Below are 16,100 nucleotides of genomic sequence, written 5' to 3'. Positions count from 1 at the left end.
GTATGTTCCCTAAAAACTTCACAGAAGAAAGACTGCGCATTAGTTTTATTCATTGTTTGCACTTCATGCAAACGAGGTGTTTAAGTCAAGTCCTCGGCCTATTAGTACCAGTCAGCTGAGTGGATTGCGCCACTTACACACCTGGCCTATCTACCTTATCATCTATAAGGGGCCTTACTTCTTTCGAATGACAGACCTCATCTTAAGGCTGGTTTCACGCTTAGATGCTTTCAGCGTTTATCCTTTCCGGACGTAGCTACCCAGCTGTACTCCTGGCGGAATAACTGGTACACCATTGGTCCGTCCACTCCGGTCCTCTCGTACTAGGAGCAGTTCCCTTCAAGTCTCTTACGCCCGCGATGGATAGGGACCGAACTGTCTCACGACGTTCTGAACCCAGCTCACGTACCACTTTAATGGGCGAACAGCCCAACCCTTGGGACCTACTTCAGCCCCAGGATGTGATGAGCCGACATCGAGGTGCCAAACCTCCCCGTCGATATGGACTCTTGGGAGAGATTAGCCTGTTATCCCCAGGGTAGCTTTTATCCGTTGAGCGATGGCCCTTCCACTCGGTACCACCGGATCACTAAGCCCGACTTTCGTCCCTGCTCGTCTTGTCTGACTTGCAGTCAAGCTCCCTTCTGCCTTTACACTCTTCGCGCGATTTCCATCCGCGCTGAGGGAACCTTTGGGCGCCTCCGTTACTCTTTCGGAGGCGACCGCCCCAGTCAAACTGCCCGCCTGATACTGTCCCGAGTCTCGTTACGACTTCGGTTAGAACTCCAGTAAATAAAGGGTGGTATCCCAACATCGACTCCACCAAGACTTGCGTCCTAGTTTCTTAGTCTCCCACCTATCCTGTACATCATTTACCAAAACTCAATGTCAGGTTGCAGTAAAGCTCCATGGGGTCTTTCTGTCCAGTCGCGGGTAACCTGCATCTTCACAGGTATTTCAATTTCACCGGGTCCCTCGTTGAGACAGTGCCCAAGTCGTTACACCTTTCGTGCGGGTCGGAACTTACCCGACAAGGAATTTCGCTACCTTAGGACCGTTATAGTTACGGCCGCCGTTTACCGGGGCTTCAATTCACAGCTTCGATTGCTCTAACCGCTCCTCTTAACCTTCCGGCACCGGGCAGGTGTCAGCACCTATACGTCAGCTTTCGCTTTAGCAGGCACCTGTGTTTGTGGTAAACAGTCGCTTGGGCCTCTTTTTTGCAACTCATTCTCGCTTCGACCGTTTCTAGTCTACACGATATACAAGCTCCCCTTTTCCCGAAGTTACGGGGACATTTTGCCGAGTTCCTTAACGAGGGTTCTCCCGCGCACCTTAGGATTCTCTCCCCGCCTACCTGTGTCGGTTTACGGTACGGGCACCTATTATCTCGCTAGAAGCTTTTCTTGACAGTGTGGGATCAATGAATTCGCCGTTATCTCTAACAGCTATCCATCACTCCTCAGGTTCCAGTCTGGCGGATTTACCTGCCAGACACCCTACAAGCTTAGACGCGAATTTCCATCCTCGCGCTCATCTACCCTGCTGTGTCACTCCATCACTCAAACGACTTTAGGTGGTACTGGATTTTTAACCAGTTGTCCATCGCCTACGCATCTACGCCTCGGCTTAGGTCCCGACTTACTCTGAGCGGACGATCCTTCCTCAGAAATCCTTAGGCTTTCGGTGGACAAGATTCTCACTTGTCTTTTCGCTACTCATACCGGCATTCTCACTTCTATACAGTCCACAACTCCTTACGGTATTGCTTCTATCCATATAGAACGCTCCCCTACCCATTCCGTTAGGAATGCCATAGCTTCGGTTCCGTGCTTTAGCCCCGGACATCTTCGGCGCACAATCTCTCGACCAGTGAGCTATTACGCACTCTTTAAATGGTGGCTGCTTCTAAGCCAACATCCTGGTTGTTTCTGAAATTGCACATCCTTTGCCACTTAGCACGGCATTGGGGACCTTAGCTGATGGTCTGGGCTGTTTCCCTCTTGACTACGGATCTTATCATTCGCAGTCTGACTCCCAGGTTAAAGTATATTCATTCGCAGTTTGACAAGGTTCAGTAACCTAAATGGCCCCTAGCCCTATCAGAGCTCTACCGTCTATACTCATCACCTGAGGCTAGCCCTAAAGCTATTTCGGGGAGAACCAGCTATCTCCGCGTTCGATTGGCATTTCACCCCTATCCACATCTCATCCCAAAGCTTTTCAACGCTCACGGGTTCGGTCCTCCACGCATTTTTACCTGCGCTTCAACCTGGACATGGATAGATCACTGCGGTTTCGGGTCTACAATAACTAACTCTTCGCCCTGTTTAGACTCGCTTTCGCTTCGGCTCCGTGTTTTCCACTTAACCTCGCTAGTTACTGTAACTCGCCGGTTCATTCTTCAATAGGCACGCCGTTGACCACATAAGGGTCTTCGACTGCTTGTAGACATACGGTTTCAGGTTCTGTTTCACTCCCCTCCCGGGGTGCTTTTCACCTTTCCCTCACGGTACTATGCGCTATCGGTCGCCAAGGAGTATTTTGCCTTGGAGGGTGGTCCCCCCTGCTTCCCACAGGGTTCCTCGTGTCCCGTGGTACTCTGGATTCCGGCCATTTAGCTCTGCCTTTCGTTTACAGGGCTTTTACCTTCTGCGGCCTACCTTTCCAGGTAGTTCGACTAGGCCTGGCTAAACTTATGCCGGTCCTCAACCCCCTGCTCGACATTCGACCTTCGACTTTAGACTTTCGATGAGGTTCGTTAGACTTTCGTCTCCCTTCGAATGTCGCATGTCGAAAATCCAATGTCGAACAGGGTTTGGGCTCTTCCCCGTTCGCTCGCCGCTACTTAGGGAATCTCATTTGATTACTTTTCCTCCGGGTACTTAGATGTTTCAGTTCCCCGGGTGCCCTCCTAGCAATCGCTAGGTGACGGTGCATTACCACCGCCGGGTTCCCCCATTCGGATATTCATGGATCAATGCCTGCTTGCGGCTCCCCATGACTTTTCGCAGCTTACCGCGTCCTTCTTCGGCTCTTGGCGCCTAGGCATCCACCGTATGCCCTTACTAACTTGACTTAGTTCAACTGTCTATAAGCCGCCATCTGCTTCGTTGGTCCTCAGAGGTTTTGCTTGCGTACATCAGTACGCGGCGCTACAGCCTCTTCCGGTCCGCCTTGCATCTGACACCTTCTAGCCAGTTTCACGTCGGCCATATTCATAGCTTACGTTTTGCCTTTAGTATAAATCCTAATTGCGCTTCGTTAAGTTTTACTCACATATTTGCATATGAGAGGTATTACTTTACTTTGCTTTCTTCTGTGCAGTTTTCAAGGAACACTTTCTCGACTATCGATTACGACGTTAGACTTTCGATTTTTGTCGAAGGTCGCAGGTCGAACCTCGAATATCGAGAAGAACCAGCAACTTCCTAATCTCCCGGGCCGTTTCCAGCCAAGTACCTTCGGCGTTTGTGGGCTTAACTACTGTGTTCGGTATGGGAACAGGTGGAACCCCACAGCTATCGTCACTGGATTTATGGTGGAGACGAGCGGGATCGAACCGCTGACCCCCTGCTTGCAAGGCAGGTGCTCTCCCAGCTGAGCTACGCCCCCATAATCGCTATTAGATTCTCGACTTACGACTTTCGATAACTACTAATGTCGAATATCGAGCGTCGAATGTCGAAAGTGGTGGGCCTAAGTGGACTTGAACCACTGACCTCACGCTTATCAGGCGTGCGCTCTAACCAGCTGAGCTATAGGCCCGTTCAGGAACAACTATGTTACCATAGTAAATCATCTTTTTCAATGATCAATTTCTGGTAACTAACATTCCCTCAAAACTAAACAATGTAAGATGTATCTTGCCTGATGTGTCGACCTTGGAAGTAGTTCAGGTGTTACCCCGAACGGTTCTCCCTAGAAAGGAGGTGATCCAGCCGCACCTTCCGATACGGCTACCTTGTTACGACTTCACCCCAATCATCGGCCCCACCTTAGACGGCTGGCTCCTTACGGTTACCCCACCGGCTTCGGGTGTTTCCAACTTTCGTGGTGTGACGGGCGGTGTGTACAAGGCCCGGGAACGTATTCACCGCAGTATGCTGACCTGCGATTACTAGCGATTCCGACTTCACGGAGGCGAGTTGCAGCCTCCGATCCGAACTGAGAGCTTGTTTATGCGTTTCGCTTACCTTCGCAGGCTTGCTTCGCTTTGTTTAAGCCCATTGTAGTACGTGTGTAGCCCAGGACATAAGGGGCATGATGACTTGACGTCATCCCCGCCTTCCTCCGCATTGTCTGCGGCAGTCTCCCTTGAGTTCCCACCATAACGTGCTGGCAACAAAGGATAAGGGTTGCGCTCGTTGCGGGACTTAACCCAACATCTCACGACACGAGCTGACGACAGCCATGCACCACCTGTTTTCGTGTCCCCGAAGGGAGGAACTAATCTCTTAGTTTTTCACTCAATGTCAAGCCCTGGTAAGGTTCTTCGCGTTGCGTCGAATTAAACCACATACTCCACCGCTTGTGCGGGCCCCCGTCAATTCCTTTGAGTTTCAACCTTGCGGCCGTACTCCCCAGGCGGGGTACTTATTGCGTTAACTCCGGCACAGGAGGGGTCGATACCTCCTACACCTAGTACCCATCGTTTACGGCCAGGACTACCGGGGTATCTAATCCCGTTCGCTCCCCTGGCTTTCGCGCCTCAGTGTCAGACACAGTCCAGAAAGTCGCCTTCGCCACTGGTGTTCCTCCCAATATCTACGCATTTCACCGCTACACTGGGAATTCCACTTTCCTCTCCTGCACTCAAGATTCCCAGTTTCCTGCGCCCATACGGAGTTGAGCTCCGCACTTAGACACAAGACTTAAAAATCCACCTACACGCCCTTTACGCCCAATAATTCCGGACAACGCTTGCCACCTACGTATTACCGCGGCTGCTGGCACGTAGTTAGCCGTGGCTTCCTCCTTTGGTACCGTCATTACCTTGCATTATTTACACAAGATACGTTCGTCCCAAACGACAGAGCTTTACGATCCGAAAACCTTCTTCACTCACGCGGCGTTGCTCCGTCAGACTTTCGTCCATTGCGGAAGATTCCCCACTGCTGCCTCCCGTAGGAGTCTGGGCCGTGTCTCAGTCCCAGTGTGGCCGTTCATCCTCTCAGACCGGCTACTGATCGTCGCCTTGGTGAGCCATTACCTCACCAACTAGCTAATCAGACGCAGACCCATCTCTAAACGGTAGCTTATATATAGAGGCCACCTTTCTTAACTCAGTCATGCAACCAAGTCACCACATTCGGTATTAGCACCACTTTCGCGGTGTTGTCCCCAATTTAGAGGCAGGTTGTCTACGCGTTACTCACCCGTTCGCCACTAAGAGTTATTGCTAACTCTCCGTTCGACTTGCATGTGTTAGGCACGCCGCCAGCGTTCGTCCTGAGCCAGGATCAAACTCTCCATAAAAGTTATATTTATGGAGCCTTTTGTGGCTCATAAAATTTAAAAGAAATTATTTAATGTGCTCAAATGAGCACCGCACATCTGGCTTTCCGTACATTGTATCAAGATTACATTCGCGACGGCCATTAGGACCGTGATGCGTTTGTAAGCTTGCACGATAGTACGTTGATGCATTACTTACATTGTTCAGTTTTCAGGGAACAGCATTGTTTTTGCGATACTTCGCAATCAACAGCTTTTATATATTAGCACACCGCTTAAGATGTGTCAATATATTTTTTTGGAATTTTCAATCGCCCGTTTTCGGCGACTTCTATATATTATCACATACTAATACGTTCTGTCAATATATTTTCTTGCCACAAGCTCGGTGCACATATGCATTGACCGAACGAATTGTATAGTACCATACACGTTTACTTTTTGTCAAGAACGAAAGCAGTTCTCCAGGCTAGGCTATCAATAAAATTTAGTAAAAGTTAGTTGATGTTACCCTACTCCAGCAGAAAGCTATATTTTGCCCGTCAAACAACAACTGACCGGCAATGCCGGTCAGTTGTTGTTTACTCTCTGTGGCGCATATGAGGAAACAGGAGTACGTCCCGAATCGAAGACGAGTCTGTAAGGAACATAACCAGGCGATCAATGCCAATCCCCAGACCACCTGTAGGCGGCAAGCCGTATTCAAGAGCCGTGATATAATCTTCGTCCATCATATGGGCTTCATCATCGCCCGCTAGCCGTTGATTCAGCTGATCGGCAAAACGGCCATGCTGGTCAATGGGATCATTAAGTTCTGAAAAACCGTTTGCGATTTCACGGCCAAAAATAAAGGCTTCAAACCGGTCGGTGATATCAGGATTGTCCTTGTTGCGTTTAGCCAGCGGCGATATTTCGGTAGGATGCCCAATTATAAAAGTAGGCTGAATCAAGTGTTGTTCGGCAGTCTCTTCAAAAATATTATTTAGTATCCCACCAATGCCATGCTTTTTCTCGTACTTGACACCTAACTTATCCGCAATCTCTCTTGCCTGTTCTACTGTAGTAACTTCAGCAAAATCCACACCGGCATATTTTTTTACAGCCTCCGGCATGGTCATGCGATTCCACGGCGGCGTTAAATCAATTTCCTGACCTTGATAAGTGATTTTCATGGTACCAAGTACCGCTTGCGCTACGCCAGCTACTACTTCCTCTGTTAGGCGCATAACATCCTGATAGTCGGCAAATGCCTGATATAATTCGATCATAGTAAATTCCGGGTTATGCTTTATGGATATACCTTCATTTCTAAAGACCCGGCCTAACTCATACACTTTTTCAAATCCGCCGACAATCAAACGTTTCAAGTAGAGTTCCGGAGCAATCCTCATATAAAGTTTCATATCAAGTGCGTTATGGTGAGTAACAAACGGGCGTGCAGCGGCACCGCCGGCAATAGGATGCATCATGGGAGTTTCCACTTCTAAGAAACCACGTTCATCCAACTGTTGGCGCATAGCCCGGATAATTTTACTACGCACTACAAAGTTATTACGTACATCAGGATTCACAATAAGATCCAGGTATCGCTGCCGGTAACGAATTTCCACATCTTTTAGTCCATGCCATTTCGCCGGCAATGGTCTAAGCGACTTGGACAAGAATTCAAAACTATTGGCTTTGACACTGATCTCACCTTTTTGGGTTGTAAAGACTACTCCTTCAACACCAATAATATCACCAATGTCTAACAGATGAAACTGCTCGTAAGCCGTTTCTCCCAAGGTATCCTGGCGAAAATAAACCTGAATTTTGCCGGTCATGTCCATGACATGACCAAAACTGGCTTTCCCATGACCACGCACAGCCATAAGCCGTCCGGCAATACGGACTGTCTGTCCTTCCAGTTCCGAATATTTATCAAGAATCGTCTGCGCATGATGCGTAAAATTATATTTACGTCCAAACGGTTCAATTCCGTATGCAACAATTTTATCTAGCTTTTCCCGGCGGACTTTCATAAGTTCATTGAGTTCTTCTGTTGCCTGCTGGCTATCTTGTACTTCTTCCATTTCTGCCATGTAACTTCTCCTCTGTTCACTTTCTAGAGTATGCCTTTAGTGTTGCCGTCTGATCTCCATAATTTCATATTTAAGCATTCCAGCTGGCACATTTACCTCTACAATACTGCCAACCTTTTGGCCAATGATTGCCTGGCCAACCGGTGACTCATTTGAAATTTTAAACTCGGCGGGATCTGCTTCAGCTGAGCCCACAATAGTATACTCGAGTTCATCATCAAATTCCAGATCCTTAAGTTTAACAGTAGATCCCAACGCAACGACATCTGTGCCAACTTCGCCTTCATCTATGACTTTGGCATTTCGCAGAATTTTTTCTAATGTGAGGACTTCACCCTCAATAAAAGCCTGCTCATTTTTAGCATCTTCATACTCTGAGTTTTCACTGATATCGCCAAACTCAATTGCCTGCTTAATACGTTCAGCCACTTCCCGGCGACGGACTGATTTTAAATGATCAAGCTTCTGCTCAAGCTTCTTCAGTCCCTCTATAGTTAGCATAACGTCTTTTTCCATGGTTACATTCTCCTCTTTATTTAAATACTTGCCAATTTTCTTTTGCAAATATTATAAATTTTCTTTGTAAATAGTGTATTCATTTTGAAGCAAAAATTGCCCCAACTTCGCAAAAAGACTTAGACGGATGAATTGGGCAATATAAATAGTGTCAAGTAGAACTTGACACTGTTGATGTTAAGAGGCCGCCCTAAATAACCAATGGTCATCCTCTATTTTTCACTATTATAGGCATAAATAGGCTCTTTGTCAATATTTTCTAAAGCACTCCTTTCTGAACCTGTCTCAATCCCTGAGCGGCATTCTCCTTGATCGCAGCCAATTCCCGCGGGCTAATGGCCCGCTCAAAGCTTCGGAATCCCGCGAGTTTGAAGCCATGCTTAGCAGCCAATTTATCAATAGTTTCGACTTGTTTCACGGTTAAATCCCGTCCTAAGGTAAAATTTTCATAACGCCCTTCCAAAGCTAAAATCATGGTTTCAGCCATACAAGCATAGGCGGTTTGGGGCGGGAAACCGAAATTAAGTCCAAACTGCACATCGCCAGGGACTTCGACAACGCCCCCTTCGATCACAAGTACATCGTTGCGTATTTCCGCCACCCGGCGCGATACGTTTCGCGGCCTTGCGACATCACAAACAATAGCACCCGGCTTCAGGTCCTCCGGTTCAATGAGGCTATCAACAGCACTAGTTACGGCTACAACAATATCAGCATTCTTGATAGCTTGTTTAGTATTTGCGGTAACCCGTACGGCTAAACCTGTCGACTTAAAAATTTGCGAGGAAATTCTTTCCAATTTCATTTCATCCCGAGCCGCCAATGTTAAGTATCGTACCTCCCGGGCTAAAATTTGTGCACAAGCAGATCCGATTGCGCCGGTTGCACCTAAAACAAGCACGTTAGCCCGCCCCAGATCCATGTCCATTATCTTAGCGGCCTGACGGGTACCTTCCAGCGCGGTGGCCACTGTATAACTATTACCAGTAGTAACTGCAATATTGAGATTCTTAGCTACCGTAATACCGGCATCACCCACTATAGAGGTAAACGCGCCCAAGCCTACAATCTTAGCTCCTAATTTTTCGGCCACTCTGCCGGCCTTGATTATTTTCCGGATAACTTGTTGTTCCGGCATAGCAAGCATTTGCCGCGATGTCAGAGGACACCCCACAAACCACCCCTCTGCCTTATTATGTCCAGACTCAATCCCACTAATGTGAGACACTTTAAATGGCGGTATGTATTTAATAATACCTTCCACTAATCCGTCCGGCCAATCACGGGCAAAAGAAAACTTGCGACTGAAATCTTTAGCTTCCAAAGGATGAACGACAAACGCAAATTGCTGCAAATATACACGCCTCCTTATGTAAGTTTCTTGATCCTTGGTTCAATTCCGGTCTCTTCAATCAGTGATGTATAATCTGCTACCGTCATTTGTTCCGGCCGTTTGCCGGACAGTGCTGTCAGGACACCTTCCAAAATATTGGTGCCGAATGACCGCCCGCCCATCTCCGGTGTGGTAGTAACCAAGGTAGCAATGCCCCGCTCCTTTAGCAGCATTTCATCATCTGTAGTGACTGTGTTGGTAATAATCAGCTTATTCTTCATATTATCCGGCATATATCGCCGAATAAAGTGAAAATCACCGGCGATAACATTTGCCTTATGGAAATATGAGGCGAACTTGGGATTAACCTGTGTTTGCTTGTCACCGGTAGGATAAAACAGGCTGACAGGCAACTGGGTAATAACAGGCGCTACCACATTAGCCAACCGTGATAACCCATTTAGCGAGGTGATCGGAATCGGCAGCCCCAACCCAAACATTAAATCACCAAAAACTGTATGGCTGCCAGCACTTACCAAGGCTTCCGCCAGGCCAAACCGGTCTACCGCACAAACAATAAGCGCTTCCTGCCCGGCAAATTCCAGCCCATGCTTGGTAATAAGATGAGGAATTACCCGCCGCTCCAGCGTATTTTTAATAGCGCTGCCATCTACTACCGGCGTTACTTTGGCGTTAGCGGCTAAAGCAGCCGACTCCCGGAAAGTATAGCGCCTATTCCCGGCATAAATGTATAAATCAGTACCGCCAAGGCCAATGGCATCGACCCGTCCATCCAGTTCGCGGATCAGCCGTGCGGCTAATGTTTTATTACCGTCTGTACCAATTCTCCTGATGTGGAATTCCTGACCGCCAAAACTGGCCGTCGTAGTTCCGTTACGTTTCGATGAACCCAGACTGATACTTACCACCTGTTTCATCTTTTGCCCTCCTGGCTAAAACCTAAGCTGCCTAATAAGTGCACGAATATCCTCCGGGCTTACATATTTATCTTCCTCAATGGGCGATTCCCCTATTTGAATGCCGATGACGGCCTTGTCGAGCAGTGTCTCGATTAATTTAATCCGCATGTTAGAGCCAATAATAATGACAATATCATGTTTACGGACATCTGTGATAATTTGCATGATGGTATTAAATAATTCGACACCGCTTTTGGTTTGAACAAAGTCCCATCGCTCCTGCTCAGACAAAACAAAGCAAAAATCAATCCCTTCCTGTCTGGCAACAGCGTATATTTCTTCACAATTTTTTATGGGAAACCCGATAAGCGCTACCCGTCCGCCTTTGCGGATCTCACCAATTGTCTCAAGCCGGGAGACAAAAGTACGGTCAACACCGATTTGCCCAGCCACATCCTGTTGCGAGAAACCATCGCGCCGTAATTCTAGAATTCTGTCGATTGTATGATGAATTTTCTGCCGATTGATTATCTTCTCGCCAATGCGAAGCAACACGGCTTGTCATCTCCCCCATAGTATATGTGCACATTCTTGTGTACATACATATTTTAGCATTATTTTTTTAAATTGACAAGTTTTTCCACCTCAAGACAGAGAGGGCGCTGCAAAAGCTATCCTTATCTGCAAAAGAAAACATGGCCTCAGCCGAGTTTTCGGCGAAAGCGCAAGCCAATGTTGCCTTATCCAGGAGGAGGCATATTTTCTAACAGGATAAAAAGAAAAAGCCTATCCCCAGGGTTCAAAGGGGAAACGGCTAATTACTTTCTTATAAGTATCCAGCTTTAATAGCGTGTCATCATGAGCCATGCCTTTTTTTAGTCCCTGTAAGACCCGGAGTCCTTCATGCATAGTAAGGCCAATGTCATCAGTCAGTTGGGACATGGTTGATCGCCGCGCTTTCTCCAGCGATTCGTTCAAAGACTTACCAGCCTCAATATTGCTGACAAATTCCTGAGCCAAATATACCTGGGCCATGTTAGTCAGTGGATTGCCGCAGGCGCCACTGGCTGTCAATCCAAGCACCTCCGGCATGGTATGTTTTATGCTAAACTCCACTGATTTTTTCAGTTCATCTGTCTCCCGGCCCATAGCCTCTACCAGCGTCCGGGGTGTACACAGTCCATATGTATGCAGCGCCCGGATAACGGAATGTTCAATAGTATGGGCCTGTTCCAGTTCCACTAAACCGCCCAAATTGGCAGTGATACTAACTTCCTGCGTCGTTTCCAGATCGGTTCCGTAAATGGTCACCGGAATATCGCTTTTGTCACGAAATTCGGTATAGCCCCCCTGCGGCATCCAGCCGGCGCCGGAAATGGCCGGGTAATCTTTACGCATTTTCTTCAGATTGAGATGTGCTACGTCACTGGAGTAAATATAGCTGCCGGCGGTTCGAACGGTATGCCACCGGGCATGACCGCGTCCCTCCAATTTGGCCATAAGCACCGGAATCTCAGCGCCAGACTCATCCGCTACCGTATGATTCCAAATATTCATAATGCGGACAATAACGCCAACAGGGTACAATCCCTGTTCCTCAACTACCCAGGGACAAATCAGAATCTCTTTTCCCACGCCAACATCCAAAAGCAGCTGGCCGCCATTTTCAATGATGAACATACCGGTAATTGTTCCTCCCTGCGGCCTCGGCAGTATGCCGTTGGCGACAGGCATGATGAGCATATGCATTCTTCCCCCTGCGAAAACAGGCTATAAACGCCCATCTGCGTTGTTGCTCCTGCGCGTGTTCACTGCGACGTACTTCCCAGTACGCCTTCGTTCGCATGCTCGTCGCGCCTAGCAGTTGGACATTTCTAGCCTGTTTCCGGCCTTTGCACATAATTTAAATATTGGGTTGAGATAAAGTATCACGATAATCTTCCATTATCGTGATAAAATCTTCTTTATTTGACGCCTGATTGAACTTTAGCCTTAGCTCGGCGGAACTATGCAGGCCTTTGGTGTACCAGGCGGCGTGGCTGCGCATTTCGCGAATGGCGATGTATTCGCCTTTGTGCGTGACGAGCATATCGAGATGCTTTAGGAGCATGTCGATTCGTTCACCCAGTGTGGGCGGCGGCAACATTTCACCGGTTGACAGGTAATGGACAACCTGGCGGAAAATCCAGGGATTTCCCTGGGAGCCCCGCCCTATCATTATGCCATCACAGCCGGTCTCCGTCAACAGACGCTTGGCCTCCTGCGGTGAACGTACATCGCCGTTACCGGTAACCGGTATGTTGACGGCTTGTTTAACTTCCCGGATAATACTCCAGTCAGCCTGCCCGGAATAAAATTGTTCCCGGGTACGTCCGTGTACACTGACAGCCGCCGCGCCGGCCTGTTCAGCCAGCCGGGCAATTTGCACGGCATTTATCGAATTATCGTCCCAGCCCTTGCGAAATTTAACGGTTACCGGCACATCACCGGCCGCCTCCACCACCGCAGCTATGATGCGGCAAGCCAAGTCAGGCTTACGCATCAGGGCGGATCCTTCACCGTTCTTTACAATTTTCGGTGTCGGGCAGCCCATGTTAATGTCGATAATGTCAGCTCCTGCTGAGGCAACAATTTTAGCTGCTTTTCCCATGCTTTCCGGTTCCGAACCAAAAATCTGTAAAGCAACCGGTCTTTCCCGCTCGTCGATAGCAAGCATTTTTTTAGTATGAACATTATCATAGATAAGCCCTTTATCACTCACCATTTCAGAGTACACCAAGCCACAGCCCATTTCTTTCGCCAGCAGGCGAAACGGTAAATCGGTGACCCCGGCCATAGGCGCAAGTATAACAGGATTGGCAAGAGCGAGTTTTCCGATGCGCATGGTTCCTCCTATGTAAAAGGCGGCCGTTGCTGGCCGCCCAACTGTATACGTATCCAATAAAGCCTGCCAGGCAAGATGTTAGTATAACCGAAGATTAAGCTACAGCGTTGGAGTGTTACTAACATCCTGCCCCAAAGAATCTTTATCCGAAGACTAATCCGCGCTAAGACTCCTCTTCTACAAGTGGGAGCTATACCCTACAGGTGAACAGCAAGTCTGCCTCATTGGATTTTCCCACGTTTATTGCCGGTTGCGTTCGTAAATCAGCCTAAGGCCCTCAAGTGTCAGGAAGGTATCCACTTTGTCGATAGTATGAGACTCCTGGGCAATAAGATTAGCCAGGCCGCCTGTGGCAACAACCGTAACCTCCTGCCCCATTTCTGCCCGCATGCGACGGACAATTTCATCGACTTGTCCCACAAACCCGTAAATAATGCCGGATTGCATGCTGTTAATGGTATTGCGGCAAATAATTGTTTTGGGTTTGATAAGCTCAATACGTGGCAATTTTGCCGCCCTCTGGAATAAAGCTTCGGTGGAAATACCTATGCCCGGAGCAATGGCTCCGCCCAGATAATCGCCATTTTCGGCCAGCGCACAAAAAGTAGTGGCCGTACCAAAATCTACTATAATTAGCGGACCACCATATTTTGCATAGGCGGCAATGGCATTCACGATTCGGTCGGCCCCCACCTCACGCGGATTTTCATACTTTATGCAGATTCCTGTTTTTACGCCAGGTCCGACAACGAGCGGGTCAACATCAAAATACCGCTGGCACATCCTGGTTAACGGTACAACAAGTGGAGGAACAACCGAGGAAATAACAATGGCTTCCACGTCCTCCATCTTTAATCCCCGGTATGCAAATAAGTTGTAAATCAGCATACCGTACTCATCACCGGTCTTTTGCTTATCGGTCGATACCCGCCAGTGATAGGTCAGTTCTTCGCCCTCAAATACACCTAAGACAATGTTGGTATTGCCAACATCAAATACAAGCAGCATTAGCAAAAATCCCCCTGTAGAAACTTTAAACCGCCGTCATTGCCAGCGGCTTTGTAGTAGCTATTATTGTACCTTAAAAGCAGCGAAAATGTAAATACAAGCGCACTCTTCTCGATATATTAAACCAGTCGTTTAACCGTCATCAGCCGCGCCTTAATTAAGGCGCGGCGCACTTTCACGCCTGTATAGACGGCAGCAGCCGCCTTGACAATATCCATAGGCAAAAAAGGCCAAACCGCCAGTTGCAATGCTCTGTCCACAGTCATTGCTTTATGCAAGACATATTGAAACGAAAGCATAAATCCTGCTAAACCAACCCCGTAAATTACCGCCAGACCGGCCAACATGGCCAGAGTGGTATTTTTGTAGGACACTTCAAAGTGTTCCGCGACATAACCAACAATATACGTGCATATAAAATAGCCCAAAATATAGCCCCCGGTCGGTCCGATCAAAACGGCTGCCCCCGCCTTACCCTGGGCAAATACAGGTAACCCGAATACCCCCAGCAAAACCCAGACTGCAACACTGGCCGGGCCCAACCGGCTGCCTAACACTATGCCTGCCAGCAAGACAAACATGACCTGCAAAGTGATGGGTACAGGACCTATAGGTATAGACACCTGCGCACTGACAGCCAGTATCGCAGCAAATAAACTTGTAAGAGCCATATTTTTCGTCTGCATAAACAAACCTCCTTATTCCCGGTAATATTGCTAAAGGCGCTCTTACCTCAGCTTGCCTGCGGCAGGCCGGATAGATACATCACCAGCCAGCACCCGTGCCACACCGCTGGCTGTTGTCACAAGCAACGCGCCATCGTCGTCAATGTCTGTAGCCAAACCGGTAAAACTCCTGTCTATGCCATGTACATCTACCTGTTGTCCAAGAGTTATTGACTGGTTCTTCCACTCGGCCAGCACCGGTGCAAAACCGAAATTTTTCACCGTATTATAAGCACTCTCCAGCTCAGCAAGAATCTCCGTAAACAATTTCAGCCGGGGTATCTGACAACCGGCGACTGCCGCTAAGGATGTGGCGGTTGCTGCAATTTCACCGGGGAATTCATGGGGATCAATATTGACATTAATACCCATGCCAATAACTATATAATTGATAGCATCCATCTCGGCGCTCATTTCTGTAAGAATCCCCACTACCTTGCGCCCATTGCATAATATGTCGTTGGGCCATTTAATCCCGCAGCCGGCGCCGGCAACCGCATTGACTGCCCGGTTTACAGCGACCGCAGCCATAAGCGTACATTTGGCGGCATCCATCGGACTAAACGGCGGCCGGAAAACAACAGACAGCCAAATTCCTTTGCCATAGGGCGAAAACCAGCCCCGGGACAGACGCCCCCTCCCGGTGTTCTGCGCTTCCGCTACAACTATGGTTCCCTCCGGACAGCCGCCGGCTGCCAGCTTCTTAGCCGCATTATTGGTTGAATCCACTTCACTGAAATAATGAATCTCCCGGCCCAATACTTTACTTGTCAGGTGCGTTTTGATCTCCTCCGGCAAAAGCCGGTCGGTGTTTTGCCGGAGGGCATAGCCCAGGCGGGGATGGGCTTCAATTTCGTAGCCGGCTTGTTTCAGGGAACGTATATGCTTCCATACCGCCGTTCGCGATACCTTAAGTAATTGTGAAATCTCCTCACCGGAGATGTATTGACCGGAATTCCGCTTTAAGAGTTCAAGGACTGCTGTCCGCATTGTTTTTCACTCCAGAATTATATTTGTTATCCTAATCATAAAATATCGGTTAACAATTGTCAATTAATCCTCATTTACAACATTGCTATTTGTGTGATAGCATTTTCTATATGAAATCCAATAAAGATTTTCTCATAGTAAGTGTAAATCCTTATTGGGTGCTACCTACAAACAACCATGCAAGTG

Annotated in this window: 10 protein-coding genes, 2 tRNA genes and 3 rRNA genes; all 15 read right to left on the bottom strand. The window is 48.2% G+C overall.

The window, feature by feature from the left end:
• Positions 1 to 81: 81 nt before the first annotated feature.
• The 15 genes from SATMO3_RS01795 to SATMO3_RS01725 all read right to left on the bottom strand — a co-directional run bounded on the left by SATMO3_RS01795 (position 82) and on the right by SATMO3_RS01725 (position 15,914).
• Positions 82 to 3,079, bottom strand: a 23S ribosomal RNA gene (locus SATMO3_RS01795).
• Between the two features lie 339 nt (positions 3,080 to 3,418).
• Positions 3,419 to 3,535, bottom strand: a 5S ribosomal RNA gene (gene rrf, locus SATMO3_RS01790).
• A gap of 4 nt (positions 3,536 to 3,539) precedes the next feature.
• Positions 3,540 to 3,615: transfer RNA gene (locus SATMO3_RS01785), tRNA-Ala, on the bottom strand.
• A 76-nt stretch (positions 3,616 to 3,691) separates the two neighbouring features.
• Positions 3,692 to 3,768, bottom strand: a tRNA-Ile gene (locus SATMO3_RS01780).
• Positions 3,769 to 3,925: 157 nt separating this feature from the next.
• Positions 3,926 to 5,478 (bottom strand): 16S ribosomal RNA (locus SATMO3_RS01775).
• The 16S, 23S and 5S rRNA genes sit together here with 2 tRNA genes alongside, the layout of an rRNA operon.
• A gap of 560 nt (positions 5,479 to 6,038) precedes the next feature.
• Positions 6,039 to 7,529 carry a lysine--tRNA ligase gene (gene lysS, locus SATMO3_RS01770; protein ID WP_371381654.1) on the bottom strand — a complete coding sequence of 497 codons (1,491 nt, stop codon included), beginning with the start codon at positions 7,527 to 7,529 and terminating at the stop codon, positions 6,039 to 6,041.
• 45 nt (positions 7,530 to 7,574) lie between these two features.
• On the bottom strand, positions 7,575 to 8,054 hold the full coding sequence (gene greA / locus SATMO3_RS01765; protein WP_371376663.1) for a transcription elongation factor GreA: 480 nt from the start codon (positions 8,052 to 8,054) through the stop codon (positions 7,575 to 7,577).
• Between the two features lie 259 nt (positions 8,055 to 8,313).
• The gene (locus tag SATMO3_RS01760; protein WP_371376660.1) at positions 8,314 to 9,408 is read right to left on the bottom strand and encodes a saccharopine dehydrogenase NADP-binding domain-containing protein; all 1,095 of its coding nucleotides are present in this window, start codon (positions 9,406 to 9,408) and stop codon (positions 8,314 to 8,316) included.
• Between the two features lie 14 nt (positions 9,409 to 9,422).
• On the bottom strand, positions 9,423 to 10,325 hold the full coding sequence (locus tag SATMO3_RS01755; protein ID WP_371376657.1) for a quinate 5-dehydrogenase: 903 nt from the start codon (positions 10,323 to 10,325) through the stop codon (positions 9,423 to 9,425).
• Positions 10,326 to 10,340: 15 nt separating this feature from the next.
• On the bottom strand, positions 10,341 to 10,862 hold the full coding sequence (locus SATMO3_RS01750) for a transcriptional regulator (protein ID WP_371376655.1): 522 nt from the start codon (positions 10,860 to 10,862) through the stop codon (positions 10,341 to 10,343).
• A gap of 231 nt (positions 10,863 to 11,093) precedes the next feature.
• Positions 11,094 to 12,050 carry a hypothetical protein gene (locus SATMO3_RS01745; protein WP_371376653.1) on the bottom strand — a complete coding sequence of 319 codons (957 nt, stop codon included), beginning with the start codon at positions 12,048 to 12,050 and terminating at the stop codon, positions 11,094 to 11,096.
• Between the two features lie 160 nt (positions 12,051 to 12,210).
• Positions 12,211 to 13,191, bottom strand: coding sequence for a tRNA dihydrouridine synthase DusB (gene dusB, locus SATMO3_RS01740; protein WP_371376650.1), 981 nt, complete (start codon positions 13,189 to 13,191; stop codon positions 12,211 to 12,213).
• 240 nt (positions 13,192 to 13,431) lie between these two features.
• Positions 13,432 to 14,199 (bottom strand): type III pantothenate kinase, encoded by a 768-nt coding sequence (locus SATMO3_RS01735; RefSeq protein ID WP_371376648.1) that lies wholly within the window; start codon positions 14,197 to 14,199, stop codon positions 13,432 to 13,434.
• Between the two features lie 119 nt (positions 14,200 to 14,318).
• Positions 14,319 to 14,885 (bottom strand): biotin transporter BioY, encoded by a 567-nt coding sequence (locus SATMO3_RS01730; protein WP_371376645.1) that lies wholly within the window; start codon positions 14,883 to 14,885, stop codon positions 14,319 to 14,321.
• 42 nt (positions 14,886 to 14,927) lie between these two features.
• Entirely contained in the window at positions 14,928 to 15,914 is a 987-nt protein-coding gene (locus SATMO3_RS01725) for a biotin--[acetyl-CoA-carboxylase] ligase (protein WP_371376643.1), read from the bottom strand.
• Positions 15,915 to 16,100: the final 186 nt, after the last annotated feature.

It is taken from the genome of Sporomusa aerivorans (genome assembly GCF_041428895.1).
GTDB classification, from domain to species: Bacteria; Bacillota; Negativicutes; order Sporomusales; family Sporomusaceae; genus Sporomusa; species Sporomusa aerivorans.
The sequence above is the reverse complement of the archived record's forward strand: the minus strand, read 5'-3'. Positions and strand labels throughout refer to the sequence as shown.